Consider the following 25,893-nt stretch of genomic DNA (forward strand, 5'->3'; position numbering starts at 1 on the left):
TTATTGAATTTATTTTCCCCGATCTGCTCGGTCAATTCCTTATTGATCGATTCCGTTTCCTGTAATGCCTCTTCTTTCTGGCCCAAAATCTTACGGTTGTGCTTCGATCGCCATACGAAATAGGTGACCGCCACAACAAGCAATACCAACGCTACGATTGAAATTTTAACCGCTTTTGACACCTTTATATCAGACTCCTTGTCTTTCGCATTCAAAACCTGATTAAGGACAACATCTATTACCTGTTTATTTTCACTTTCCAAGGAGTCATTCAATAAAACATACGCTAGTTCATATTCCCTAGCTTTTTCATTTCCTAATTTATAGGTTCGATAATAGTCCGCTAAAAACTTATAACTTTTTCTAATTAGGTCTCTATTTCCTACCTCTTTCGCATTGACTAAACTCTTTTCATAATACTGTATAGCTTTTTCGGGGTTGAGCCTCCTTTCCTCCAAATTCCCTAAATAATGATAGGTATTAAAAGCTATAGCTATGTTATATTTTTCAATAGTTCCAGCGATTTATTAAGGTAGTATTCTGATTTCGCAAAAAGTAACTGTTGCGGAGTAGATATATGTCGACAATTTTTTTTGTCATTTATCTACGATTCTAGCGTTCGACATCTACTAAATTTGCTTTATGAATACTGAATACTAGAGCGCGGAAAGAATTTTTTGAAGCAGCGGATCTGCTTCATATTATCCCTTACTTTAGTGCGGTGGTTGAAAAAAACGTGAGATAATAATCAACAAGTTGCAGAGTATACTGAATCGAGGATAGGTTGTTTCTGACTTGCCTTATATTGGCAGATCCTTATCAATTGAGGTGTACAATATTGATTATAATGCTAATTTAGGTCAAGGAGATGTAAGAGCAATCCGCTTTATATTGCTCTGCAGAATTGTGACTATTCGCAATGGCTTGAATATGCTAATTTATATTACAGAATAATTTTAATAATAACACTAAATAATAAAGTAAAATGAGTAGTTTACCAATTCGTGACACAAAAGCAGACCATCTGCTAACTGGTGATAATTCAGTTTTAATCATTATTGATTATCAAGCTCCTCAGATTAATTCTATTGCATCTATGGATAGGCAATTATTAATTAATAATATTAATGGAACAATCGAAGCCGCTAAATTATATAATGTGCCGATTGTCCTATCAACAGTTAATGTGAATTCAGGACTTAACCACGAAACCATCCCTCAAATTAAGAAACATTTGGAAGGAATTCCATCTATTGATAGGACATCAATAAATTCTTGGGAGGATAGAGAATTTGTAGAAGCTGTAAAAGCAACAGGAAGAAAAAAACTCATATTCACCGCATTATGGACGGAGGCATGTCTCGCTTTTCCAGTTCTGGATGCGCTTAAAGAGGGGTATGAAGTATATATGGTGGTTGACGCTGTAGGTGGAACATCTAAGGTTGCACATGATACCGCTATTAAACGCTTAGAAAATGCTGGAGCAGTACCAATTAGTACTGTCCAATTATTCTGTGAGCTCCAAAGAGATTGGAAAAGAACGGAGACAGTTCCTGGATTTTTGAAATTATTTATAGAGACAGGCGGTACAGCTGGCATCCAGTTTGGGTTTGACTCCGCTTCAAAAAAATAATTGGAGCGATATTTATTCTATAATCTTTTATGTGAAGAGAAATTGATAGAAGCTGATTATTAATAAAAAGTCCTACTTTAATAGTTTTGGATGAAATAAAATGAACTTAGCTTGCTAAATGAATTGTTTGATTTAGCAAGTTGAGTTCATATATTTTTTTCAATACAAATACTGATTGTGAACACAGGGGTAAACTAACCATTAATTTTAACTGAAATCCTATTTCTAAAATAGACTTTCGAATACCTGCTAGAGTAGTTGTTTATTTAAATATTAAACTTTCATTGAATTTGGAATCTATTCACTTTTTAAATGCGTGATTTATGGACGATATGATTTTAAATAACATTTCCAGATTTACTTCGCTAACCACTGATGAAAAACGTTTTTTTGAAAGTGTGCTGGAATTAAGGATGATACCTAAAAAAACGATTATTCACCATGAAGGTGATATATGTCAGTTTGAAGGTTTCATAAAAAAAGGCTGTGCCCGTGTTTATTATATGGATCAAAGTGGTTGTGAAGTAACGTTGTCTTTTGCGATAGAGGATTGTTGGATAACTGATATATGTTCTTTTTATGAGAAAAGTATTTCAGATTTTACCATAGAAACCCTAGAAGATACTGAAATGTATGTATTTACCTTAGAAACTAAGGAGAAATTATTTGCTAAAATTCCGAAGCTTGAAAGAAGCTTTAGATTATTAGTGCAACGAAATTTATCCGTTTTTCAAAATAGGCTAGTGAATATGATTCTTAAATCTGCGACCGAACGTTATCTAGAATTTATAAAAATGTATCCTTCAGTTCCAGCTAGAGTACCACAATACTATATCGCTTCATATTTAGGTGTATCTCCTGCATTTATTAGTACCATTAGAAAAAGGCTCTGTGGCAACAAATATATAATATTGTTGAATACATTAATTATGAATATCCTATAGGATGTGTAAAATTAATCAATTACATCAAATATCGGATTTACTATTTTTAATCAATCTGGGAACTTGAATATCAGGTATTCTTAAATATTTCCAGGATATAATTTTGTTGAATGTGCTTTTAAAATGAACATTACGAAATTTATATTATTTCATGTTAAGTTTTAATTTTCTGTTATATGTTAGATATTGTTATAGAAGCCAGAATGGCTCAAATTTCAGAAGGTTTTGCTGTTAAGCGGATATTGCCTTACCAACTCCGTAGAATGATTGGTCCTTTTATTTTTATGGATCATGGAGGCCCCTTGAATATTCCAATAGAGTCTATAAGAAGTTTGGATGTATTACCTCATCCACATATCGGTTTATCTACAGTAAGTTACCTCTTTAGCGGTATGGTGACCCATAGAGATAGTTTAGGTGTAGAGCAAATAATTACTCCTGGAGAAGTAAATTGGATGACAGCTGGTAAAGGGATAGTTCATAGTGAGCGCTTTGAAGACCCTGTAATGCTTGCAGGAGGTAAACTTGAGATGATACAGACTTGGGTGGCACTTCCGGAAAAAGAGGAAGAAAGCGATCCATCATTCACAAATTATAAGCCCACTCAGTTACCTGTGTTTACAGACAAAGGGGTCTGGATGCGGCTGATTGCAGGTGATGCTTATGGCCTGACAAGTGAGGTCAAAACACATTCCCCCTTATTTTACGTCCATGTTGAATTGGATCAAGGAGCACATTTTGGCCTACCAGTCGGACATAGTGAAAGAGGGGCATATATTGTGAGGGGGAGTCTTGAAGTTAACGGTATTATTTATAAATCTGGTCAGTTACTCGTTTTTACAAAGGGTATAGATCCTTTGCTAATCGCTAAAGAGCAAAGTACTGTCATGATGCTCGGTGGAGAACATCTCGGTGAGAGATTTATATGGTGGAATTTTGTTTCTAGCAAAAAGGAAAGGATCGAACAAGCGAAAGAGGATTGGAAGCAAGGACGTATTATTCTACCTCCAATGGACAATCAAGAGTTTGTTCCTTTACCAGAGGATAAAAGCAAGCCTGCCGGAGGCCCCTCACCAAATCACCTATCTTAGCCGTAAATTCTTTCCTCAAATACATTTGTACATCGAGATTATAAAATATGGAAATAGGAATTGATAGTTTTGCTTCAGCTCTTTACGGTAATAAAACGCTTCAAAGTGTTGATGCTATGGAACAATTATTGGAACGAATTGTAAGGGCCGACTTGTCGGGACTTGCAATATATGGTATCGGTGAACATCATAAAAAGGGATTTCTGGATTCCGCACCGGCGGTAATTCTTGCTGCTGCTGCTGCTAGGACAGAGAGAATACGTTTAACAAGTGCTGTTACGGTTCTCAGTACATCGGACCCTGTACGAGTTTACCAAAATTTTGCGACTTTAGATCTGATTTCAAAAGGAAGGGCAGAGCTTATCGTAGGAAGAGGCTCTGCTATCGAATCATTTCCACTCTTCGGGTATAATTTAGGTGATTATGACGAGCTTTTCAATGAGAAACTGGAACTCCTCTTAGCTATCCGAGAGAATGAATTTGTTACGTGGTCAGGCAAATACCGTTCTTCGTTGGTTAATCAGCCTGTCTATCCCAGGTCTATTCAAAAAAAGTTACCAGTTTGGTTGGGGGTAGGGGGGACTCCAGAGTCATTTGTTAGAGCTGGAAAGCTTGGACTTCCATTAATGGTAGCCGTGATAGGCGGAGATACCGCTCGTTTTCGCCCATTGGTTGACTTATATAGAAAAGCTGGCCATGAAGCCGGTTTTAGGCCGGATCAACTTTCGGTGGGACTACATTCACCAGGTTATGTATCACGAACAGATGAAGAAGCCATTGTTGAATACTATCCAGGATATGCTGAATTGTGGACTAAAGCAGGCAGGGAGCGGGGCTGGCCTCCTGTCACAAAGGAAGCTTTTGAAAGGATGATTGCGCCAAAAGGAGCACTTGTAGTGGGAGGACCCGAACAGGTTGCTGCCAAAATACTTAGGCATAGTGAAGCGCTGGGAGGAGTAGATCGCTTTACATTCCAAATGGATAATGCAGGTCTCAATCATGAACAATTATTACAATCTATTAAAATTATAGGCGAAGAAGTAATTCCCAGGGTCAATGAGCGATAGATCATATTTCACTTAAAACATCCATTATCTTCAAAGTGATCTTATAGTATAAGGGAGCAAAGCCCTCTTTTTAACGTGTAAATCCTCTATTTGCAAATCTATCGTCCTTCAGGATAGATATTTAATAAGCCGATCTTTAACTAGTTAAACAAGTTTTAGTTTATAATACTGGAACTTTGTGATACTACTAATGCCTATGAAATTGGTCTATTTGTCCTGTGAGATTTGCGATGCTTATTCCAATGGATGCAATTACCTATAGGTGATTAAAAGTTTATAATTGTTGTGGGTATGTGTAAGAGAGGCGTTTAAAAAGCTGTTTGTTAATAGTACAATGGATTAAAATTATTTGTAATCAAATTAAATATATAAAAAATGAAAAAAGTTATCTTATCATTTGTGTTGGGCTTGGCTTCAGTTGCTGTTTATGCTCAAAAACCGAGTCCTGAATTATTAAATCCAACCAATCACTCATTACTTTTGATTGATCACGAAGGTCAAATGGCATTTGCTACACATAATATTTCGACGACAGAATTGAGAAATAATGTCGGACTAGTGGCTGGTGCATCAAAAATTTTTAATGTGCCTACTGTTGTGACCACTGTTGCTGAAAAGTCATTCAGTGGCCCAGTATTCCCAGAAATACAAGAATTCTATCCTGAATCAACTTCTGGTTATATTGATAGGACAACTATGAATACTTGGGAAGATGTAAATGCGCACAAAGCAATCACAGGTAAAGGTAAAAAGAAGATAGTAATGGCAGGATTATGGACGAGTGTTTGTATAGTCGGCCCGGTTCTATCGGCTATTAGTGAGGGATATGATGTTTACGTTATTACCGATGCGTCTGGAGATGTTTCAAAAGAAGCTCATGAGCAGTCAATAGTACGTATGGTTCAGGCAGGAGCAAAACCAATTACTTCATTGCAGTATTTATTGGAACTTCAAAGGGATTGGGCTCGTCAAGAGACATATAAGCCTGTTAACGACTTGGTCGTTAAGTATGGAGGTGCTTACGGCGTAGGAGTTCAATATGCAAGAGAAATGTTAAAGCATTAAGAAACAGTAATAACTTAAAGGCAGGGTTAAATCTGCCTTTTTAATAAATAGATGATTATGAAAATAATTAAAAGCATTTTCCTTATCGCTTTTCTTTATAACGTATCGATGCTATACGCACAGCATGCCGATATTATTATAGCAAATGGGAAAATTTCTACTTTAGATGAAAAAAATTCTGAAGTTCAAGCTTTAGCTATTTCTGCAAATAGAATTTTGAGGACTGGCACAAATGAGCAAATTCTTAAATTAAAGGGGAAAAAGACCAAAGTTATTGATGCAAAAGGTAAACGTGTCATCCCAGGCTTGTTTGATAGTCATATGCACATGATACGGGCAGGTCGTTTCTACAATTCTGAATTAAGGTGGGATGGTGTAAAGTCGATCAAACGCGCATTAGAGATGCTAAAAGAGCAGTCCCAGCGTACACCAAATGGTCAATGGGTACGCGTTGTGGGAGGATGGAATGAATATCAGTTTGAGGAAAAAAGGCTTCCAACCATAGAAGAAATAAATGAAGCTACTGGTAATGTTCCTACATTTATATTGTATTTGTATGGCAAAGCTTGGTTAAATCAAGCTGGGTTAAAGGCGTTAAACATAACGGCCAATATAGATAACCCGTCCGAAGGGTTAATACAAAGAGATATAAATGGAAATCCAACGGGTTTGTTAGTTGCTGAGCCTAATGCATTTATTCTGTATTCCACATTAGCTAAATTACCTAATCTCACTAAGGTTGAGGAATTAAATTCTACCATTCAGTTTATGAGTGAGATGAATCGACTTGGAGTGACTGGAGTGATGGACGCTGGTGGAGGTTTTCAAAATTTCCCTGACGATTACAGTATAACAGGCGAATTGAGTAAACAAGGAAAAATTACTGTTCGTTTACCCTATTTTTTATTTGCACAAAAAAAGGGAAGTGAATTTGAAGATTACAAGAAATGGATAGGTATGATAGAGTTGCATGCTGAGAAACCTACGAATAAAGTTGATTATCATGCTGCAGGAGGAGGGGAAAATATTGTAGGTGATGCTGCTGATTTTGAAAATTTTTTATTTCCAAGGCCAGAACTTACACCTGTTATGGAGTTCCAATTAGAAAGAGTAATACGCCTACTTATCAAAAACAGATGGCCCTTCCGACTACATGCCACATACAACGAGAGTATCTCTCGATTTTTGGATGTAATTGAAAGGGTCGACAAAGAATCCCCGCTCGATGGCTTAGTTTGGTTGATTGATCATGCTGAAACAGTAAGTGAGGAGAATTTGCAACGTATCAAGTTACTTGGCGGTGGAATCGCTATTCAACATAGAATGGCCTATCAGGGAGAAATTTTTGTTCAGCGTTATGGTAAAAAGCCCGCTCTAAATTCTCCACCTGTCAAAAGAATGTTGGAATTAGGAATCCCCGTTGGATTGGGTACTGATGGAACGCGTGTAGCCTCTTATAATCTTTGGATTGCACTCTATTGGATTACGACTGGTAAAACCATCGGGGGAAATCAAATTATGGCAAAAGAAAACGTATTAGATAGGACTACAGCATTGCGACTAGCGACTCATAAAGGTTATGAATTAATACAAGAAGAGAAAAAAGGTAAAATTGCAAAAGGTTATTTCGCTGATTTAGTGATCCTAGAAAAGGATTATTTTGCAGTATCAGATGATCAGATAAAAAATATTACAAGCCAATTAACCATCGTTGATGGTAAAATAGTATTTGCGAATAACGAATACAGCGATTACGCTCCAACACCACTACCCGTTATTCCTTCATGGAGCCCAGTTAAATACTATGGTGGTTATCAAAATAATTAAATCATATATTAAACATAGATACAATGGTAAAAGCTTTGAGTAATTGGCAAAGTAACAGAAGAATAATTTAGTAATCTGAATTTTATGATAAAGTAAGTTAAAAATGGAAAAGTATAATTATAAATGTATAGCTAACTCATTGATGGGTTTATGAGACAAATCGAGACTTTTAATTTTACTCCCATCAGTAATGAGAGACAGAAGATACACATTATTTCTTTGTCTGAGCGATTACGCAAAGGAAAAGGAAGCGTAGTTAGGCCTCATCGCACCAATTTCTATATTTTGTTTTTTGTAACACAAGGGGGGGTGAAGCACCTGCTTGACTTTCAGGTATGTGAAATTAAACAGGGCGATTTTTTAATAATTAGGCCTAATCAGGTTCATGCTTTTCTTCCAGGTTTTGATTCAGAGGGTGTTATTATAGCTTTTGCCGAGGATTTTTTATTGCATAAATCTCCTCAATATTTTTTATCAGAAATTTCAAGGTTTCTAAATGAATTATCATTTGACTGCCCATTTCATTTGGATGATGATAAACGGGAGAATGTTGATCTGATGATTCATATGATTAAGCAGGAATTGTCAAATCCATATGATACATTGCAAGAGAACTTATTACAAAATCATCTTTCGACCTTATTGTTATTTTTAGTAAGGTTGATAAGAGGTAATTTTGACAACTCCATTCGAAAAAATAGGGAATTGCTATATGCTTTACAATTTAAGAGATTAGTCGAGGTTTCTGTAGGAAAACAATCAACAGTATCATATTTTGCTAAAGAGCTCGACATAAGTATTCGATGCCTCCAGAAATTTTGTGAGTTGCATTTTGGTAAATCACCCAAAGTAATTATTCAAGAGTCTTTATTAATGGAGAGCAAGCGTATGCTTATTGACCCTTCACTCCAAATCAAGCAGATTGCATACAAATTAGGATTTAACGAGCCTACCAACTTTACAAAGTTTTTTAAAAAATACAGCAAAATTTCACCTGAACAGTTTCGTCAATCGCTCTTTTAATACTAATTCCCTAAACTTTTTTATTGCATGAATCAGTTACGCTTGGAGTACACCTACAAACGATTGGTAGGACTCTTTGCTTGTTGAAAATCGCAGAGATGTTTTAATTCTCTGATACAGTGCACTGGAGCTTTACAATATGCAATAATTTCCTTCCTTTGTATTATTGTAAGTCTTGAGAAAACAAGATTTTGTTATAAGAGTAGCTATAATAAGAGAATAATCTTTTTAATAGTCATTTGGAAATGATACTGAGTTGACGTACATCCAGCCTGTATTTTTCTATTCCTATAAATAGTAATGACAAATACGATAAGAAAAACAAGATTTGGATTAGAAATAGTACTGCTCTAAGTGTAATACTATACGGGCTTGATTCTATAGTAGTTGGGATTATCTGTGTCATGAGTCTTACTATCTAATGTGTTTTTTATTTCTGCATATTCTGTTAATCAATCATGCGTTATAGTTTATTGTGTGGACTGTCAGCAGAATACCATTAATCTTATTTCATACTACCTTTTCTAGTGAAGTTTTTGCGAATTTTACTTAAAAAGGCTTGTGTTATACCTAAGTAAGATGCAATATAATATAAAGGTATTCTGCGTAGAATTGATGGATATACGCTAATAAATTCTTCATACCTTTCAGTAGCTGTTGTAGTGAAAATTTTTACCAGTCTTTTTTGAATTGAAGATAAATTCTGTATTATTTGATTATAAAATACTCCCTCAAGTTTTGGTATTGATTTGCATATTTCCTCTTTAGCATGAGAAGATAGAAAATATATGTCGGTCTCTTCTAATGTCTCGATTGAAAATAAGGAAGGAATCCTTTCGTAAAATGAGCTCACATCGCTTACCCAGCAATCTTGTGTTGCAAAAGATAATGTTACTTCGTATCCATTGTCATCTATATAGAAAATACGGATACACCCTTTTTGTATGTAGGCATTAAAGTCACATATATCTCCAGCCTTAAGAACAATTGTTTTTTTTGGAATAGATTTAAAAGTGAGCATTCCGGTAAAAAGCAACTCTTCTTGTGCGTCTAATGTTACGTATTTAGAAATATTGTTTAAGATGGTAGAATACATCACGTTGCTATTTAAACCTGCTTAGAATTCTTGTTTTTAATACTTAATGCCTGTGAGGGACATTTGGCCACTTGGTCCATAATTTCCTGTATGCTTGCATTTTCAGGTCTAATCCACGGACGCTGCTTTGGATTATAAACTTTAGATAACGTATGAACGCAAATGCCGGCATGCTGGCATATCTGTGGTTTCCAGATAATCGTGATTTCCTCTTTCGAATATTCATATATTTCCATAATGGTATTTCTTTTTTTTGAGTATTTAATTTATTTAGATTATTTAGCCTAAGCCTATCGCGCTTAATGGTGGGCAATTTTTTTAGAAATTATTTATTTTTCGAGTAACCAAATTGTACCTCGCATCGTGTGAAATGTGCCATCAGCTAATGTTGTATTATAATAGGCAATTCCATTTTCATGATCTTCAATGTGGGTTACAGTGGCTCCTGATTGTTCCTTCCAAGTGACAAGGTAAAGCTTTGTTCGAAGCTTTAAAATGCTGATATCAACGCGTTCGGTATAACCACTTCGCGCTAATGATCCTCCTTCGATGACTGTAATAACCATTGAGCAGTCTGTTTCAAAAAAAAGTTCGATGATGAGAATACCTGAATACATCAAATATCGCCTACCCAATAATGTATCGTTCATCTGAATGTATAACTTCGTATCTTATATCCCTGTATTACTTTTGCAAAAATGCAATCAATTCCGAATTAAATTTTTCTTTCTCTTCGAGAAATAAACCATGTCCACTATTCCTAAATTTTACTATATAAGAGTTTGCGATTCCCCGATGGATTTGCTCGGCTAGTGAGAATTTACAAATTGCGTCTAGTTCACCATGAAAAATAGCAGTAGGTAAACTAATTTGTGAGAGTTCATTGCTCAGGTCCGAATCACGTAAGGCTATTAAGCTCTGGGTGGTGGCATATGCAGACGCTTCCATGTTGATGCCATATAGCCAATTTGTAATGCCAAGTGGTAAAGCATTATTGTTAGCAGCGAAAAGCTTACCAAAATTTTCTATGAGCTTTGGTCTGTTAATCTTACTTAGCGCAATTAATTCATTTACACTTTCTTTGGTGAAATGGATCGAGGGGTCATTTTGTGCGGTCCATTGCGGAGCCGCAGCTCCAAATAAAGCAAGTTTTTGTATTACAGGATTATTATACTTTGCAACATAATGGATTGCGATTGCTCCGCCCATAGAAAAGCCACCTAAGGTGACGTTTTGAAGATTTAATTTTTTAATTATTATATGGATATCCTGCGCAAAAACATCATAATTGTAATTACTATAAGGTTTATCTGATTTTCCAAATCCTCTTAGAGTAATGCAAATTACCCGATATCCATTTTCTATTAGGCTATGATATTGGTATTCAAACATCGCATTACTTAAGGGCCATCCATGTATCAAAACGATAGGGTTTCCTTCTCCGAGGTCCGTTACATGCAGTTTGATATTTTTTTCAACTTTAATAAATTCTTTACGAGTTGTTATTTTTTTTGTTTTTTGTGAAGCTAATATCGAAGCTTCCGATGTTATCAATGAATTCATATTATTTTAAATTTAATTGTGATATTTTATATGATCTTAGTCCAGGAAGACATATAATGACTTTATTTTTCCATTTTCGAAAACTGCAATATCCATTCCCGTGGCTACGATATTGTTTATATCTGGGCCAAGCCCCCACAATAACCTGCCTATATTACTGTTGGTCTCGGTTTGCCCAAGCTGAAAGAAGTTAAAAGATGTGGGTATGGAACCAAGAATTTTCTGTAGGCTTTTATTTATAGCCGTATAGCCAGATACTTGGTGCCCCAGATGTAATAAGCATTGCTCTGAATAAATCGCCGCAATTGATTTAAACCGGATATAGCTGTCTCTCTCATTCCAGACATAAGCCAGATTTGTTTCCATTAATTCCGCTAGATCTTTGTTCATCTTAATTATAACTTTAAATAGAAAATAATTATTCCTTTTCAAATAAATTCAATCAGCATGGAATATCACTTCCATAATTAAGGAGGTTAGATATTGAATTTGTGGATGCAAGATGAATTTTAGGATGCATTTGTTTTTATTATTAAGCTTGACGGCAATTATAACTTCAACTATATTAAGTGGAGGGGTGCTACGTTTGTAAATAAGAGGTGTACCTGTTATACTTTCGCCTAATCCACAGGAGTGTTAATGATCATCGTAGATTCTTAGTTTTTAAATTCATAAATTGAAATGGTTCATGATCGATCAAGATCGTATCAATGTTGTCTGGACGAAGTGAATCAACCAGGCCAGCTGAGGGTGTGTTTTTCATAATTGTCTTAAAATATTTGATTAAACAAATTTAAATCAACTATGGAATAATTTTGATAGATAAATGGCATATAAAATTGTCGACATTTGTCGATATTTTTATATTCAGTGGCATTATCTTAGTTGAGCATTTTGGAGAAATGTATTGCGATGGGAAATTATAATTTTATATCATCTAAAATATAAATTGGAGACGATTTTACCTCTTCAGGGATCTTTTTCGTATTCTGCTCAAGGTATCTTTCGTTATTCCAAGGTAAGAAGCAATGATGTGTTGAGGGAATCGCTGGACAAAAGAGGGATGTCGTTCAATAAAATCAGCATAACGTTTTTCTGCGGAATTGCTGATGGTACTGGTAATTCTTTTCTGATTGGCAATTTGATTTAGCTCGTCCAATTTTAATCTAAATTCGTTAAATGAGGGGCATTCCGTTTGTAGTTTGAGGTTGTTTTCTCTAGAAAGTAGTAGTAGTTCACAATCTTCGCACGCATCAATATTGAATTGGGTGGGCGTGAGTAGCGCATAACTCTCACGGTCTCCTGCCCACCAATTTTCAACGTATAAATCTACATTGTGTTCCAAACCCTTTTCATCAACATAAAATTTTCTCATTGATCCTTTTAAGATGAATGCCATATATTTGCAAATATCTCCTTCTTGGAGCAGATATTGTTTTTTTCTGATTTTTTTTTCAATAAAATGCCCGATGAAATAGGTGAAATCCTTTTCTGTTAATAAAGTGGTGGCGTAGCTATTTATATACTGAAGAAGTGGATGCATAGCAGTAGACTAGTTGTAAATATAATATAAATTTTTTTTATAATAAAATTGTTTTTATCTAGACCATTGCAATTAATATTAATCGATCCAGTATGCTAATTATTATGTATTAAGTTTATTGTATAAGATTCCTAATGGCCCTACTAAACAGAAATAGGGCCATTAATAATTGATTCTTGATTTGATAATTAATAATTACAAATGTTCTATTTAGGAAGAGTTTCCATAAATTGAAGTATATCTTGCCCGATTTCGATAGCATGTGTTTCAAGTGCAAAATGCCCTGTATTATAGAATTTTACGTCTGCATTAGACAGATCATTACGATAAGCCTCAGCTCCAGCAGGAAGGAAATAAGGATCTTTGTTGCCCCATACGATCAACGCTTTAGGCTGGTGCTTCCTGAAATATTTATGGAAAGCAGGATATAACGCTATATTATTTTGATAATCATATAATAAATCGAGCTGTTTTTCATCGGAATCAGGACGATCTAGAAAATATTGATCTAACAAATAGGTTTCAGGAGCGATTAATTCGGGATCATCGACACCTGTAAAGTATTGAAATTTAAGTTCCTGTTCTTTTACGAATCCTCGTAAGGCATCACGATCTTTATTGTCGTTGCTTTTCCAATATTTTTTAACAGCGTCCCATGCTGGTCCAAGACCTTCCGTGTAAGCATTTCCGTTTTGTGAGATAAAGCCAGTTATTTTTTCCGGATTGTTAAGCATTATCCTGTATCCAGTTGGTGCACCGTAATCAAAAACATAGACGGCAAATCTTTTGAGGTTTAATTTCTCTATAAATTTTTGCATTACAATGGCTAAATTTTCGAATGTATAGTTAAAGTCGGCTCTTTCTGGAGAATCTGAAAATCCAAATCCCGGAAGGTCGGGTGAGATAATATGATACTTTTGATTCAAAATCGGAATTAAGTTTCTAAACATATGCGATGACGTTGGATATCCGTGCAGCATTAATATTATTGGAGCGTCTTTAGGGCCAGATTCACGGTAAAAGATTTGATGACCTGCTACTTCGACCTTGCGGTGGTAAATTTTGTGTGCAATTGATTCTGCACCTAACTTTGTTGTTGAAAATGATTGTGCCATAATTTTATAGTTTGTTGATAATGTAAAAATTACAAGGATGCTAATCCATATAACTTTAGTGCTTAATTTTTTCATTATTCAAAGTTAAATAGTATTTTTGATTATAATAAACGATTAATACTGATAGTTTGAATCATAATTTGTGATAATGAATTTAAATGACCTAAAATTATTTGATGCGGTAGCCTACCATGGAAGCTTTACCAAGGCGGCTGAGGCTATGCATACAGTCCAATCCAATGTAACAGCGAGAATAAAAATTCTAGAAGACGAATTTGGAACAGCACTATTTCTACGTACTTCACGTAAGGTATCGCTCACTCCGGCGGGTTTTACATTGCTGGAAAGCAGCAAGAAAATTTCAAATATTATAGCTGAGACCAAGCTCTCATTAGGGGGGGGGAACACAATTAATGGGCAAATAAGAATTGGTTTTTTGGAGACAACTATGGCACTTAGAGGCCCAGGCCTTGTCAATGAATTAGCGGCTAAATTTCCCCAAATCGAAATTGATTTTAAATCCGCGATGCGAGATAAATTGATTGATGATGTGTTAAATTTCAAATTAGATGCAGCTTTTGTCCCTGCTCCAATAGATTCCGAAGAACTTGGACAAGTGCATATTATGGACGAATCTTTAGTCGTCGTTGCACCAATCGGAATAAGCAGTCTGGATGAGTTAGTTCAGCAATTGCAAATAAAGACAATTGTATTTGATCAGGGATGTTTTTTCAGAGCTAGATTGGAGTCGTGGTTAGGAAGTAAAAAAATTAGCAATTACCATAGGACGGTAATGAGTTCTATTGAAGGCGTGGTAAATTTCATTGAGTCTGGGATTGGTTTTAGTTTTTTGCCTAAGGAATTAATTACGACGTTTTACAAGGAAAGAAAACTAAAAATATTCTCTCTCCCTACAGAAATAGGAGCGATCAAAACTGTTCTAATCTACCGAAAAGAAAATACGTCAGATCCGTTACTTAATGCATTTATGAGTTTGTTTCATTAATATATACTCCATATTTACTGAATTCTTTAAATAATAATCCTTCATCTCGCAGAAATCTCCAAATAAGATGCTTACGGTACTTTTTATTGGGGATTATTCCTATAGTATCGATGACAACATCAAGCTATACCATGGTGCTAACAATCTAAAGTCGGCATATCCAATTGACAATAATTTTTCTGACCGATTTTTACCACTGATTAACACTTTCATACCTTTTGTTGTAAGTTGTTTCCTCCTAATTTTGTTGATATTATGTTAAAGGCATTACGACCTTAATTACAGCTTATTATAATGCTAATAACATGTTGAAATTGAGGGTAACTTTTAATCATGTTTATGTTGATTACAATATTTAGGGTTGAATTATGTATTTCCGAGTGGTAAATCCTAAACCTATTGATAATTAAATAATCAAGATAACATATAGTCCCTTTGGAATTAAATTATTATTAAACATAAAAATCAAAGAAATGAAAACACCAAAAGAAACTATCGAACTTTTTTTAGCAAACACTACCAATCCTGAAGTGATTGAATCAGTAGTTGATAAGAATGCCACTTACATTTCCTTAAATTTTAATAATCCTGAACTACAATCAATATTACCTTGGGCGGGCACTCATCATGAAGGAGCAGAAGGGTTTATTAATACCTTTGCTGGGGTTAATGAATTTTGGACAATTCAAGATTTTGAGGTGCAGGATATTTTTTCAGAAAATGAAAAAGTAGCAGTTTTTGGAAGCTTTACTTACACTTCCCGAACACTGAATAAACAGGTAACTTCTCCATTTTCAATATTGGCCAAGGTGAAGGATGAAAAGATTTATCATTTCATGTTCCTAGAAGATACACTTGCAACAACTGGAAGTTTTAGGATTACTCCGGCAGGAACTTTCCATAGTGACCCAAACGGAATTGAATTTAAACTGTGATATTAATAGTATAAGAAATTTGAAATGAGTAAAATAGCATTAAATTGGATAAACGGTGAATGGGTTGATAGCGCCATCCACAAGGATAGTATAAACCCAGCTACAGGCGAGAAAATCGGTGTATATGCAGATGGAGGTCAGGCAGAGGCTTTAAAGGCAATAACAGTTGCGAAAGAAGTTTACAAAAATTCTGATTGGAAACACAATAGACATTTGCGATATAAAGTTTTAAATGAACTTGCTGATGCTTTCGAGGCAAATACGGAAAGGCTAAAAGAGATATTAATGATGGAGAATGGCAAGGTAGCCAGAGAAGCCATATTTGAAATTAGTCTGGTTGCACCTAAACTGCGTTATTATGCGGCACAAGCTTTAACTGAGTTTGGCCGTGCTTTGGAGACCCAACCAGGTAGATTTAGTATGTTATTAGCAGAGCCTATTGGGGTAGCAGGAATCATTGCACCCTGGAATTCGCCAATCATTCTTATGATTCGTTCTTTGGCTCCCGCATTAGCTGCTGGATGTACAGCTGTTATTAAGATGCCTTCCCAAACGGCGCAGACAAACTATGTCATTAATGAAGTGATGGCTTCCGTCAAAACTTTGCCAATAGGAGTTATCAATCAGTTTACTGAAAGTGGTCATGCAGGTGCTTCCTTAATGGTTGAGTCGCCTGATGTACCGACAATTTCCTATACCGGCAGCACGTCTACTGGTAGTATTCTGATGCAAAACGGAGCGTCGAAATTGAAACGTTTTGGTTTTGAGTTAGGAGGCAAGACTCCCATGTTGATATTTGACGACGCCAATTTAGATGAGGCCCTCCCTGTTCTTGAGAAAGCAATTACCGTTTTCGCTGGACAATTCTGTATGACTGGAAGCCGTATTCTAGTACAAAGTGGTATCGCAAATTCCTTTATCACACAGTTTACAAAGCGTTTGGAAAAAGTAAAAGTAGGACCGGCGTCGGATCCGACCAGTGACATGGGACCAATTATTGATCACGCCAATGTTGACCGGATAGATGCTTTAGTGGAAAAGGCGATTGTTGATGGTGCAGAAATTTTGGTTCGTGGCGGTAAAATTACTCATGGTTCCCTTACTTCCGGAGCTTTCTATCGCCCAACCTTACTAAAGGTAAAACCAGAGGATAATAAAATTGATATCGTTCAACAAGAGATCTTTGGTCCAGTAGCAACTGTCCAAATATTTGATACGCCCGAAGAAGCAATTGCTTTGGCAAACGACAGCCAATTTGGTTTGGCAGCTTCCGTTTGGAGCCAAAATGTGGATTTGCCTTTAAAAGTAATTCGCGAATTGGATGCTGGAACTGTATGGATCAACAATTGGGCTGTGGTAAATGATGAATTTGAAGAGGGGGGATATAAGATGAGTGGATTGGGTAGACTTAATGGTTTGAATGCTATTCACGATTTTGTTGAATATAAGCACATATTTCACGGAGCGGGTACATTGTAATCATATAGATTATGAACAGCACTATTATTGTTCGATATAAGCTGCTTGCAGAACGTCAAAAATTCGATGAATGGAGAGAAAGGATGGATGCGAACAGTCAACTTGCCGATGGCTTTTTAGATAAAACTGATTTGCCACTTAATCCGAAGCAACCGTATCATTCTGTTGTATTACGGTTTGATAACAAAGCAAATGCACAGAAATGGCTATGTTCGGCTACAAGAAAGAAATTGCTGCAAGAACTTGAACGAATTGCCATAGAAAGGCGAGAAATACTGCATGAACATGATAATTTTTGGTTTGATATTTCGTCTAAAAAGACGATAAAGAAATGGAAACAAGTAGTAGTTTCTATAATTGCAGTTTACCCGCTTACACAAGTTATTCCGATTTTAGTGCAACTAATTCTAACGCATTTAGGCATTTCGTCAACATTTGTGGCTGGTGTCCTAATTGGAACAATAATATCTATCTGTATGGTCTACTTTGCAATGCCATTGATTCTAAAGTTATTTAAGGGATGGTTAGAGATTGACTAAATTTTGAATTTGGTTTATCTATGTCGATTTAGACCTTGATGAGACTTACTGTAGGTTATTGTCCAATGTTGACAAAAGTCAATTGTACTTTTTATCTTTTATCATCGAATTTGAGCATTAATCTGATGCATATTTATTATGTAGAATCGGACAATACTATAATTCTAAAATTGAAGAGTAGTACTCTACCTAGAGTCAAAAAAATCTTTTGAGCCATGAGTAAAAAAACAATCATTAATATGGTCCAACTACACATTTGGTCATGAGATTGTAAAGGTATATTCTAGGATATAATTTACACTATACATTAGATATTATGAGAAATTCAAAAAAGCTGCGTGCAAAATATGACTTTATAGTCGTTGGTGCTGGCTCCGCTGGAGCTGTGATGGCATCACGTTTGAGTGAAAATGGTAATTTAAATGTCTTACTTATAGAAGGGGGAAATGATTACCCAGCATGGGGATACCCCAGTACAATTTCAAGTGCAAATAATGTAGGGGGGGAGGCTGTACATGATTGGGGCATTCAATCGGAACCCACCTTTTATGGAAATAGAATAGATTTGCCAAGGGGGAAAATTTTAGGTGGAAGTTCGGCCATTAATGGTGCTGTGGCTCTTCGTGCGCGGCCCGAAGACTTAAAAAGATGGAATCTTCCTGGCTGGTCGTTTGATGAGCTTCTTCCATATTTTAAGAAATTAGAGGCAAGTGATTCGGGAGATAAGGGGCTTCATGGTTTTGATGGACCATTGCCCGTTCGGCAGTTATTACGGAGTGACATAACAAATGTTCAAAAGGCTTTTGTTGATGCGACGGTTCAAGTTGGATACCAATTAATCAACGATTTTGATAGTGCCAATGCTAATGGTGTCGGTCCATATCGTATGAATGTTGTTAATGGTGTACGAGTCAATACAGGAATGGCATATTTAACCAATGCTGTCCGGGAAAGAAAAAATCTCACGATCCTTTCACAGGCGGTAGTTGACAAAGTATTGATTAAAGAAAAGAAAGCTATTGGGATTGTGTTAGCTAACGGAGTTGAATTTTTAGGTAATGAAATTATTATTTCAGGCGGAACTTTTGGAAGTGCAGCAATATTACTTCGTTCTGGTATTGGAGATAAAAATGATTTAGAGAAACTATCAATAACTGTGAATGCTGACCTTCCTGTTGGTAAAAATATAAAAGATCATCCTTTTCATTATGCAGCTTATGCCCTTCATAAAGAAATGGTTGAAACGAATTCGCCACCCATTGGCGCAAAACTATGGACATCAACATCAACTTCTAAAGAAAGAGAATTAGATCTTCATATTACGGCGACTCATTTATTTCCCGACGAATGGAGCCCTACTGGAAAGGGATTTGTATTAGCTGTGTCTGTAACGACACCAAATTCGAAAGGAAAAGTTTGGATTGAGACTACAAATCCCACTGTCAATCCTAAGGTAGATTTAAATTTCTTAAATGATGATTCAGATCTCGACCGAATGATAGAAGGGGCTAAATTAGCTAGAAAAATTGCTGGAACAGCCCCATTATCTAATTTGATACATTCAGAGATTGCTCCTGGCGCTAATATAAAGTCAGATAAAGATTTAGCAATGGCCATAAAGAGAAATATTGCCAGTTATTCTCATCCCACCTCAAGCGCACCAATGGGTTCAATTGACTCAAAAGAGGCTGTAGTTGATTTAGAGGGTAGGGTGCATCACATTCAATCCCTTCGCGTTGTAGATGCATCTATTTTCCCGGACATTATTTCCGTTGCCACAAATGTAACCGTGATTGCTATAGCTGAAAGAATAGCTGATACCATACTAAAATCTATAGTAAAGTGAGCTGTTTCTTATAGTGACTATAATTTTTGAATAATATTCCCTGATTGATTATAAATAAGTTTTTATATCGAAGCTGGATGCCTATAATTGCATTATAAATATTAGACCATTGGCTACTCTACAATTATTGGACGAAATCTGATTCTAGAGCCATCCTAATTGTTAGGGCCATATTAAATTGTAAAAAGTATATATTAATTGTTTGCAGCTGATTTCGATAGCTGACTACTCTGACTTAGAGTGCGGAGTTGCGAGTTTAAAAGTTGTTATTTGGCAATGATATTATATAGCCAGAATTAATAATGTAATTTTTTGTATGAAAGATTTCCGAATAAAAAAAGAGCTATCCAAATATTAAGGTAGCTCTTTTTATTATCCAGTTAATTCTTTGATTAATTTGCTGTGTATGTTAAGGTGTTTAATTCAAAAGATCTTCTAATCCATAGGCAGTTAAAACTTTTGTATACTGTTGATGTACAGCATCGTTTGCTTTTTTAGTAATTTCACCGATACTTGGATCCACAACTGTTCTCAATGGTCTTTGTCCTTGAGGTAAGCTAACTAATTTTATCACTGCATCCGCAACTTCTTGTGGATTTGGTTTGATCGTATCAAACATTTGCCCCATTGCAGCAAACATTTTTTCCGGAAACTCTGCTAAAGGTTTATATTCATCAATAACTGAAGCATCCGAACCATATTGAATTTTCTGCGACATTTCAGTAGGAAAGCCGCCTGGCTGAATAATTGCTACATCTACTCCCAATGGTCGTAGTTCATAGTGTGAGCTTTCGCTAAGTCCTTCTAAAGCAAATTTTGATGCACTGTATACACCAAAGAAAGGTGATGAGAATCTTCCGTAGCCACTTGATATATTAATTATTAAACCTTCTCCTTGTTTGCGCATAAAGGGTAATGCTAATTTCATCAGTCTCCATGGAGCGATTACGTTGACATCAAATACTTTGTTTACATCAGAGGGGCTGGCACTTTCAGTGATACCAAACATTGTTACCCCTGCATTATTTATCAGAATGTCGATTGTACCTTCTTTGGCGACGATCGTTTCAATAGCGTTTTTAACACTTTTTTCATCTGTTAATGATACATCCAAGACTGTTACATTTTCGACACGCGCTAGGGCTTTTGCTCTGTCAGCGTTTTTCCCATTAGTATCGCGCATGGTTCCGTATACGGTATATCCAAGGGAAGCAAGGCTATTCGCTGTAAGCCATCCAAATCCACTATTTGTTCCGGTGATTAATACGACTTTTTTACTCATTATTTTATCTGTTTTTAAATTAATTGTAAACAACTTCTTTGTTGCAATATGTCTTACATATTGGTTTGTAGTAGTTTTTAAAATAGAGAACTGCTTCCACCAATCTGTATAATCAGACATTTTGTTGGTAAGTTATTCAGTGTAAAATTACGTTAGGTGCGGAGAGTGGGACGATGATAAAAGATAATAAATATCATTGATATTGATCAATGATATTTATTTTCAAGTGCAGCAAAGACAGGGGCCTATTTGAGTGTTTTTTTTTTGATGCGGCTTAGTGTCTCTTTTGTGATACCTAAAAATGATGCAATTTGATGCTGTGGAAATCGTTGAATAAATTGTGGATATGACTTTAGAAAATTTTCATATCTCATTTCTGCCGAAATACTTATGGCGGCATTAATTCTATTTTGTGAAGCAATAGCATTCTTGTCGTCCATTATTCGGATCATTTCGTTTATGGCGGGGATTTTTTTCATTAACTCGGCCATATCTGCTCTGGTTATGATCAGTAAATCTGTGTTTTCCCAAGCGTCGATGTAAAAAATAGAGGGTTTAAGATCAAAAAAGCTTTTCCTATCAGTAGCCCAATAATTTTCTATAAAAAGGTTTATAACATTTTCTACTCCTTTTTCATCAACGTAGTATTGCCGCATAGCCCCTTTCGTAATAAAGCCGGTAAATTTCGAGATATCTCCTTCTTGTAAGAAATATTGTCTTTTTCTCAATTTTTTTGGTTGAAATGTATTTTTTATCAATTCCATTTCCTCTGATGTAAGGATCATTTGAGAATAATTATGAATGTAATTGAATAGTATCTGATACATTTTGTTAAATTAAATTTATTAATAAAACTTTTAAACCTACTAATACTATCAGATTGCGATTTGCTTTACTTGTACGCCATAATCTACTCAATGTTTCACGAGACAAACCAAGATATGCTGCTAGCGTTGCTTTAGGAACACGTTGTATAAGTGCTGGTTGGACGGAGAGCAATCGTGAGTACTTTTCGTGAGGAGAATCGGTCAGAAATGACAGTATTCTATTTTGTGATGCCAGATGTCCTCTATTAGCTTTATGAAGGAAAAACGATTCCATTTTCTGAAGCTTACTGCAAAGAATATGGTAACTATCTAAAGAAAGACAATAAACTTCGGTGTGCTCTATACATTTCAGACTTAACTTAGCGGGATGTCCTGAGAACCAGGCCGAATAATCTGTTTCCCACCACTCTTCCATAGCAAACGAAATAATATGTTCCTTCCCAGAGGAATCGTGATAAATCAATTTTAAAAGTCCCGATTTTACTAAAAAGACGTGTTTTACATGCTGGTCCACTTCTATTATAAAAGAACCTTTCTTGTAGAATTTAATATCAAAAAATTCTTTGATAAATTGAAATTCATCGTCATTTAACGGTACAATATCCTCGATATGTTTTCGTAACATCGCAATCCTGATAAAAATATAATAAATTTAATAAAAATAAATGTAATTCGTATTAAAGAAGGGATGTTGTTTTCTGCCAATAAAAAGAAATTAGAGACGAATTTAGTAATTCGATGCAACGGTCACTCGAGGAATGTTAATGAAGAGGTAATTCCTTTATGGTATAAATTGGGAGAATGTTAAGACTGCCTAAGCAAATGAACAAACAGAGGGAAGTCCTGTTCTGCGTTTTCTGAGATTTAATCAAAGGTAGCGTTAGAAAATGAAGTTATTTTAAAATAAAGGGTTTGAGAGTAAAAGTAATTTTGCTTTAGTAAAAATGGAATCCTTTTAATCCAGTCAAACCATTAACTTTTGAGCCAACTTGTCCAAACAATATTATTAAAGATTATTCGGACAAGTTTACATCCCTACTTCTTTCCGCCTATCAAAGGTAGATTAGAAAGCATATTTTTTAGTGCCATCGCATCCCAGGGCAAATGTTCCGTAATGCTCAGTCCCACAACTTCCACATGCTCTGATACTTCGGAAAGGAGTTTCGTAACTTGTGTCATAGTCATTCCTCCAGATGGAGATCCGATTATACTAGGTAACGATGGATCTGGATTAGAAAACAATAGAGAACGAAACAGCTTCGGGTCAAGTACATCGAGATCGACGTGTATAGCAATGTTTCGAACACCGATTTCCTTTAACCAATCGATAACAGATGTATTGTTATTCGCTAATTCTTCGGGACTTACACTACGTAATTGAAAGTGTTCGAAGAAATTCTTTTCCATAATACGCACTTCAGGCAGCTCAGGGAGGGTCTCACGTACGCCAGCAAACATAACATGGCTGGGTTTTACTGGTTGAGGCACCAAATTTACAAAATCTTCATCCCCTTGTCCCAAAAGGTTCCCCATAACCATAGCGTGTCCATTTTGATAAACTGACTTATTCATCACATCGGGATGCGTGTCTACCCATAATATTGCTAGATCTCCGTTGTATTTTTTATTCAAGTACGCAAAAGGGGATAATGATACTAGACAGTCTCCACCTAAAATTACGATTCGCTCGGGGTTATGTTTCTCAATTAGCTTACGTGCATCTTGCGCTTGCGTAAGTAGTGCTTCTTTAGCTACAATACCATCTTCTACCTCCAACGGAACATTACTTGGATTCTGGACGGTGACTTTTTCAACAGGACCGTCGGTATGCGGCGCTAGCCAATCAAGCATTTCTGAACCGAATATATAGGCTGCATTATTACCACCTTGCCATTGTGGGAATAAAAGGCGAAGGGTAGAGTACACCTCTCTATGGTTTTCTTTATTATTAAATAAATTGTTGTTTTTCATATTTATTATGTTCTTTAGACGGAAATAATATTTGAGGTATTTTTACCTGATTACTTAATTAAATTCAAAATTAGATATATCATATGAAATAAATGTGTGATCAGAATCACATAATTGGCTTTCGCCTCTAGTTTTTATGCGTTTTTCCTAATCGTTTTGCACGCAAGTGATGATTTATATAGGTATGTTTCTTGGTTGTGAATTTTGCGAAATAAAGTTTTTTTGCTGTAATCTGATCGTGTTACAATTTTAAAAGTTGATTGCAGTCGTGCTCTAATTAAATATGTTGATATCAAAAATCTATTTCCCATCTTTTTTAACGAATATTGGTTAGAAACTTTGGGGCTAGTTTCGTTTTTTCGGTGGTTTACACTTTCCACCGGTAATCTTTCCGTACGCATATGATCGAGAGATATTAATTTTATTTCTTTAACTAGTTAAAGAAATAAAAGACAATCAAATCTTAATTTTGGAATGTTATAAATTATATCGGTACTATTTATACCTGTACTTGGCTACGTAATAAAGGAGGGCTAAGGTGTATAATACCTTTTGAATTTACTAATGATGTGTTAATTTTCTTATTAAAATGAACTTTAAAACTACTGCAATTGCTGTTTTTTGTTTCTTTATCGGGGCAAATACCGTAGCGTCTACACGAAGGATTAATAGCTCGCTAAATACAGAATCACGATCATATCACGGATCGAAAAAATTGTCAATATTGAAATTCAGTGAACAAGATACCATATTGTCTAGAAAAGAAAGTAGACGTACGAAAAAAAAACAAAAAAAAAGTATGTATAAGGACCTCAAGTTTAAAATTGGTGATGGCGTGACCGTCACTACAGGGCCAATGAAAGGTATGTATGGTGTCTTTATCTATTATGATACAACTATGAAGTATCTAATTCGTTTCACTGGAACTCAACAAATGTTTTTCAATGAAGAGGATATCCAACTTTGGACGGAATATATAAAGAAAAATAAATGATACACGAAAAAGACTCCTCCAAAATGACAGGAATATGTAGTTTCAGTTTTTTTATAGTTGAGACTACATAGGTTTTAATTTTTAAGTGTTTGGAGTTGCTAACTTAGTCGGCATATCAAGTTAAGAACAATAAAAAATCTTAAATTTGAAATAATGATTAAAGTCCGTGAAAAGTATGACCGCGCATTTAAAGAGCCTGCTGTGGAATTAAGCAAATCCAGGAAGAATATTGCTGAACTATCCCGTGAACTAGGGATTTCTGCCGCGCAGTTATATAAATGGCGTAAAGAGTCGGAAGAGTTTGGATCTGGCAGTTTTCCGGGAAATGGTAATCTGAAGCAGACCAGACAGCAGGAGCGTATTAGTCTATTAGAGAAAAAGCTCAAGGATTCACAACTCGAACTCGCTATCTTAAAAAAGGCCATAGCCTTTCCTATCTGGCTTTTGGGCAATATGTTTTTTATCTCCCGGAATATCCATTTCCCCATGTCGTTGATGATCGGAAGTGACTCTTTGGGCCGTAGCTCCCGGATCATATCAGGTGATAACTTTTCTTCTTTGGCTTTTCGCTCAACTTTATAAAGATCCTGTATCATCAGTAGCGCCTTTTTGGCTCTTTCCGGGTCATTCTGCAGGCCTTTCTCAAACTCACGGCGTGCGTGTGCCCAGCAGGCCAGATGGGTGATGTCTTTCTTTTTTCCAAATTTTTCGTAGGCGGCATATCCATCCGTCTGCAGATATCCCTTAAAGTTATCCAGCATGGGTGTAGGTACATGACCACCACGGGAAGGGTTATAATCGAACAGCACCGTTTTATCCAAAGGCGAGTGGTAGACCCAATAATAGCCCTGATGGGCAGCTCCTTTTTTATCGCTGTCCAATACTTTTATTGGGGTCTCATCAACCTGCAAATAGCCCTGAGCTTTGGTGTCAACGACCAGCTGTTCATACAATGGTTCGAGTTTTTCCAGTGCCTGTCTGGTCCATCCTTCGATGGTTGAGGATGGGATCTGTATGTTTTCCCTTGCGAAGATCTGTTTTTGTCGG

The 25,893-nt window shown here is 35.8% G+C and carries 26 protein-coding genes and 1 pseudogene; 14 read left to right on the forward strand and 13 right to left on the reverse strand.

Going from position 1 to position 25,893, the window contains the following annotated elements:
* Nucleotides 1–458: hypothetical protein (locus HPC41_RS03575; RefSeq protein WP_172392614.1), on the reverse strand; the 458-nt coding region annotated here is incomplete at its 3' end.
* A gap of 527 nt (nt 459–985) precedes the next feature.
* Between HPC41_RS03575 and HPC41_RS03580 the strand changes: the two genes are divergently transcribed.
* The 7 genes from HPC41_RS03580 (at nt 986) to HPC41_RS03610 (ending at nt 8,650) form a co-directional block, all read left to right on the forward strand.
* Nucleotides 986–1,633 carry a hydrolase gene (locus HPC41_RS03580; protein WP_172392615.1) on the forward strand — a complete coding sequence of 216 codons (648 nt, stop codon included), beginning with the start codon at nt 986–988 and terminating at the stop codon, nt 1,631–1,633.
* A gap of 323 nt (nt 1,634–1,956) precedes the next feature.
* Nucleotides 1,957–2,577: a Crp/Fnr family transcriptional regulator gene (locus HPC41_RS03585; protein WP_172392616.1), complete on the forward strand. Its 621-nt coding sequence runs from the start codon at nt 1,957–1,959 to the stop codon at nt 2,575–2,577.
* A gap of 203 nt (nt 2,578–2,780) precedes the next feature.
* Entirely contained in the window at nt 2,781–3,668 is an 888-nt protein-coding gene (locus tag HPC41_RS03590) for a pirin family protein (protein WP_281358778.1), read from the forward strand.
* Between the two features lie 47 nt (nt 3,669–3,715).
* Nucleotides 3,716–4,735, forward strand: coding sequence for an Atu2307/SP_0267 family LLM class monooxygenase (locus tag HPC41_RS03595; RefSeq protein WP_172392618.1), 1,020 nt, complete (start codon nt 3,716–3,718; stop codon nt 4,733–4,735).
* A 375-nt stretch (nt 4,736–5,110) separates the two neighbouring features.
* On the forward strand, nt 5,111–5,800 hold the full coding sequence (locus HPC41_RS03600) for a hydrolase (RefSeq protein ID WP_172392619.1): 690 nt from the start codon (nt 5,111–5,113) through the stop codon (nt 5,798–5,800).
* 57 nt (nt 5,801–5,857) lie between these two features.
* Nucleotides 5,858–7,627 (forward strand): amidohydrolase, encoded by a 1,770-nt coding sequence (locus HPC41_RS03605; protein ID WP_172392620.1) that lies wholly within the window; start codon nt 5,858–5,860, stop codon nt 7,625–7,627.
* 150 nt (nt 7,628–7,777) lie between these two features.
* Nucleotides 7,778–8,650, forward strand: coding sequence for a helix-turn-helix domain-containing protein (locus HPC41_RS03610; RefSeq protein WP_172392621.1), 873 nt, complete (start codon nt 7,778–7,780; stop codon nt 8,648–8,650).
* Nucleotides 8,651–9,155: 505 nt separating this feature from the next.
* On the opposite strand, the gene HPC41_RS03615 is transcribed toward HPC41_RS03610, so the two are convergent.
* From HPC41_RS03615 to HPC41_RS03645, 7 genes are all read right to left on the reverse strand, one after another.
* Nucleotides 9,156–9,746: a Crp/Fnr family transcriptional regulator gene (locus HPC41_RS03615; protein ID WP_172392622.1), complete on the reverse strand. Its 591-nt coding sequence runs from the start codon at nt 9,744–9,746 to the stop codon at nt 9,156–9,158.
* A gap of 11 nt (nt 9,747–9,757) precedes the next feature.
* The gene (locus tag HPC41_RS03620) at nt 9,758–9,982 is read right to left on the reverse strand and encodes a (4Fe-4S)-binding protein (RefSeq protein ID WP_172392623.1); all 225 of its coding nucleotides are present in this window, start codon (nt 9,980–9,982) and stop codon (nt 9,758–9,760) included.
* 93 nt (nt 9,983–10,075) lie between these two features.
* A complete protein-coding gene (locus tag HPC41_RS03625) occupies nt 10,076–10,396 on the reverse strand; it encodes a MoaF-related domain-containing protein (RefSeq protein WP_172392624.1) in 321 nt (106 codons plus the stop codon).
* 34 nt (nt 10,397–10,430) lie between these two features.
* On the reverse strand, nt 10,431–11,309 hold the full coding sequence (locus HPC41_RS03630; RefSeq protein WP_172392625.1) for an alpha/beta fold hydrolase: 879 nt from the start codon (nt 11,307–11,309) through the stop codon (nt 10,431–10,433).
* Between the two features lie 36 nt (nt 11,310–11,345).
* Nucleotides 11,346–11,699, reverse strand: a complete 354-nt coding sequence (locus tag HPC41_RS03635) for a nuclear transport factor 2 family protein (RefSeq protein WP_172392626.1) — start codon at nt 11,697–11,699, stop codon at nt 11,346–11,348.
* A 571-nt stretch (nt 11,700–12,270) separates the two neighbouring features.
* On the reverse strand, nt 12,271–12,852 hold the full coding sequence (locus HPC41_RS03640; RefSeq protein ID WP_172392627.1) for a Crp/Fnr family transcriptional regulator: 582 nt from the start codon (nt 12,850–12,852) through the stop codon (nt 12,271–12,273).
* A gap of 206 nt (nt 12,853–13,058) precedes the next feature.
* Nucleotides 13,059–14,042, reverse strand: a complete 984-nt coding sequence (locus tag HPC41_RS03645; RefSeq protein WP_172392628.1) for an alpha/beta fold hydrolase — start codon at nt 14,040–14,042, stop codon at nt 13,059–13,061.
* A gap of 73 nt (nt 14,043–14,115) precedes the next feature.
* Between HPC41_RS03645 and HPC41_RS03650 the strand changes: the two genes are divergently transcribed.
* The 5 genes from HPC41_RS03650 (at nt 14,116) to HPC41_RS03670 (ending at nt 19,772) form a co-directional block, all read left to right on the forward strand.
* A complete protein-coding gene (locus HPC41_RS03650; RefSeq protein WP_172392629.1) occupies nt 14,116–14,973 on the forward strand; it encodes a LysR family transcriptional regulator in 858 nt (285 codons plus the stop codon).
* A 473-nt stretch (nt 14,974–15,446) separates the two neighbouring features.
* A complete protein-coding gene (locus HPC41_RS03655) occupies nt 15,447–15,908 on the forward strand; it encodes a nuclear transport factor 2 family protein (protein ID WP_172392630.1) in 462 nt (153 codons plus the stop codon).
* 24 nt (nt 15,909–15,932) lie between these two features.
* On the forward strand, nt 15,933–17,387 hold the full coding sequence (locus HPC41_RS03660; RefSeq protein WP_172392631.1) for an aldehyde dehydrogenase family protein: 1,455 nt from the start codon (nt 15,933–15,935) through the stop codon (nt 17,385–17,387).
* A gap of 11 nt (nt 17,388–17,398) precedes the next feature.
* Nucleotides 17,399–17,926, forward strand: a complete 528-nt coding sequence (locus tag HPC41_RS03665) for a putative antibiotic biosynthesis monooxygenase (RefSeq protein ID WP_172392632.1) — start codon at nt 17,399–17,401, stop codon at nt 17,924–17,926.
* 316 nt (nt 17,927–18,242) lie between these two features.
* Nucleotides 18,243–19,772, forward strand: a complete 1,530-nt coding sequence (locus HPC41_RS03670) for a GMC family oxidoreductase (RefSeq protein WP_172392633.1) — start codon at nt 18,243–18,245, stop codon at nt 19,770–19,772.
* A gap of 418 nt (nt 19,773–20,190) precedes the next feature.
* Here HPC41_RS03670 and HPC41_RS03675 read toward each other — a convergent pair whose 3' ends face one another.
* From HPC41_RS03675 to HPC41_RS03690, 4 genes are all read right to left on the reverse strand, one after another.
* Entirely contained in the window at nt 20,191–21,174 is a 984-nt protein-coding gene (locus HPC41_RS03675) for an SDR family oxidoreductase (protein WP_246250354.1), read from the reverse strand.
* A 125-nt stretch (nt 21,175–21,299) separates the two neighbouring features.
* A complete protein-coding gene (locus tag HPC41_RS03680; RefSeq protein ID WP_216660647.1) occupies nt 21,300–21,818 on the reverse strand; it encodes a Crp/Fnr family transcriptional regulator in 519 nt (172 codons plus the stop codon).
* A 67-nt stretch (nt 21,819–21,885) separates the two neighbouring features.
* Nucleotides 21,886–22,506: a Crp/Fnr family transcriptional regulator gene (locus HPC41_RS03685; RefSeq protein ID WP_172392635.1), complete on the reverse strand. Its 621-nt coding sequence runs from the start codon at nt 22,504–22,506 to the stop codon at nt 21,886–21,888.
* A gap of 410 nt (nt 22,507–22,916) precedes the next feature.
* A complete protein-coding gene (locus HPC41_RS03690) occupies nt 22,917–23,807 on the reverse strand; it encodes an arginase family protein (RefSeq protein ID WP_216660648.1) in 891 nt (296 codons plus the stop codon).
* 844 nt (nt 23,808–24,651) lie between these two features.
* On the opposite strand from HPC41_RS03690, the gene HPC41_RS03695 reads away from it, so the two are divergent.
* Complete coding sequence (locus HPC41_RS03695; protein ID WP_172392637.1) at nt 24,652–24,846, forward strand: KOW domain-containing RNA-binding protein; 195 nt, start codon at nt 24,652–24,654, stop codon at nt 24,844–24,846.
* Nucleotides 24,847–24,999: 153 nt separating this feature from the next.
* On the forward strand, nt 25,000–25,428 hold the full coding sequence (locus HPC41_RS25750) for a transposase (RefSeq protein WP_425501172.1): 429 nt from the start codon (nt 25,000–25,002) through the stop codon (nt 25,426–25,428).
* Here the strand turns inward: HPC41_RS25750 and HPC41_RS25755 are convergent.
* Nucleotides 25,317–25,880 (reverse strand): annotated as a pseudogene (locus tag HPC41_RS25755) (IS66 family transposase); the annotation flags it as partial. The gene HPC41_RS25750 and the pseudogene HPC41_RS25755 sit on opposite strands and share 112 nt — an antisense overlap.
* Nucleotides 25,881–25,893: the final 13 nt, after the last annotated feature.

Origin of the sequence: Sphingobacterium prati (genome assembly GCF_013167215.1) — a bacterium.
GTDB classification, from domain to species: domain Bacteria; phylum Bacteroidota; class Bacteroidia; order Sphingobacteriales; family Sphingobacteriaceae; genus Sphingobacterium; species Sphingobacterium prati.

What these genes read in the sequence shown, in the direction of transcription:
- HPC41_RS03640 (WP_172392627.1), bottom strand. Translation starts at nt 12,852, where the DNA reads ATGCATCCACTTCTTCAGTATATAAATAGCTACGCCACCACTTTATTA.
- HPC41_RS03600 (WP_172392619.1), top strand. Translation starts at nt 5,111, where the DNA reads ATGAAAAAAGTTATCTTATCATTTGTGTTGGGCTTGGCTTCAGTTGCT.
- HPC41_RS03610 (WP_172392621.1), top strand. Translation starts at nt 7,778, where the DNA reads ATGAGACAAATCGAGACTTTTAATTTTACTCCCATCAGTAATGAGAGA.
- HPC41_RS03605 (WP_172392620.1), top strand. Translation starts at nt 5,858, where the DNA reads ATGAAAATAATTAAAAGCATTTTCCTTATCGCTTTTCTTTATAACGTA.
- HPC41_RS03595 (WP_172392618.1), top strand. Translation starts at nt 3,716, where the DNA reads ATGGAAATAGGAATTGATAGTTTTGCTTCAGCTCTTTACGGTAATAAA.
- HPC41_RS03620 (WP_172392623.1), bottom strand. Translation starts at nt 9,982, where the DNA reads ATGGAAATATATGAATATTCGAAAGAGGAAATCACGATTATCTGGAAA.
- HPC41_RS03680 (WP_216660647.1), bottom strand. Translation starts at nt 21,818, where the DNA reads ATGGAATTGATAAAAAATACATTTCAACCAAAAAAATTGAGAAAAAGA.
- HPC41_RS03630 (WP_172392625.1), bottom strand. Translation starts at nt 11,309, where the DNA reads ATGAATTCATTGATAACATCGGAAGCTTCGATATTAGCTTCACAAAAA.
- HPC41_RS03625 (WP_172392624.1), bottom strand. Translation starts at nt 10,396, where the DNA reads ATGAACGATACATTATTGGGTAGGCGATATTTGATGTATTCAGGTATT.
- HPC41_RS03670 (WP_172392633.1), top strand. Translation starts at nt 18,243, where the DNA reads ATGAGAAATTCAAAAAAGCTGCGTGCAAAATATGACTTTATAGTCGTT.
- HPC41_RS03695 (WP_172392637.1), top strand. Translation starts at nt 24,652, where the DNA reads ATGTATAAGGACCTCAAGTTTAAAATTGGTGATGGCGTGACCGTCACT.
- HPC41_RS03590 (WP_281358778.1), top strand. Translation starts at nt 2,781, where the DNA reads ATGGCTCAAATTTCAGAAGGTTTTGCTGTTAAGCGGATATTGCCTTAC.
- HPC41_RS03675 (WP_246250354.1), bottom strand. Translation starts at nt 21,174, where the DNA reads ATGTCTGATTATACAGATTGGTGGAAGCAGTTCTCTATTTTAAAAACT.
- HPC41_RS03660 (WP_172392631.1), top strand. Translation starts at nt 15,933, where the DNA reads ATGAGTAAAATAGCATTAAATTGGATAAACGGTGAATGGGTTGATAGC.
- HPC41_RS03655 (WP_172392630.1), top strand. Translation starts at nt 15,447, where the DNA reads ATGAAAACACCAAAAGAAACTATCGAACTTTTTTTAGCAAACACTACC.
- HPC41_RS03615 (WP_172392622.1), bottom strand. Translation starts at nt 9,746, where the DNA reads ATGTATTCTACCATCTTAAACAATATTTCTAAATACGTAACATTAGAC.
- HPC41_RS03650 (WP_172392629.1), top strand. Translation starts at nt 14,116, where the DNA reads ATGAATTTAAATGACCTAAAATTATTTGATGCGGTAGCCTACCATGGA.
- HPC41_RS03580 (WP_172392615.1), top strand. Translation starts at nt 986, where the DNA reads ATGAGTAGTTTACCAATTCGTGACACAAAAGCAGACCATCTGCTAACT.
- HPC41_RS03665 (WP_172392632.1), top strand. Translation starts at nt 17,399, where the DNA reads ATGAACAGCACTATTATTGTTCGATATAAGCTGCTTGCAGAACGTCAA.
- HPC41_RS03685 (WP_172392635.1), bottom strand. Translation starts at nt 22,506, where the DNA reads ATGTTACGAAAACATATCGAGGATATTGTACCGTTAAATGACGATGAA.
- HPC41_RS03585 (WP_172392616.1), top strand. Translation starts at nt 1,957, where the DNA reads ATGGACGATATGATTTTAAATAACATTTCCAGATTTACTTCGCTAACC.
- HPC41_RS03645 (WP_172392628.1), bottom strand. Translation starts at nt 14,042, where the DNA reads ATGAAAAAATTAAGCACTAAAGTTATATGGATTAGCATCCTTGTAATT.
- HPC41_RS25750 (WP_425501172.1), top strand. Translation starts at nt 25,000, where the DNA reads ATGATTAAAGTCCGTGAAAAGTATGACCGCGCATTTAAAGAGCCTGCT.
- HPC41_RS03635 (WP_172392626.1), bottom strand. Translation starts at nt 11,699, where the DNA reads ATGAACAAAGATCTAGCGGAATTAATGGAAACAAATCTGGCTTATGTC.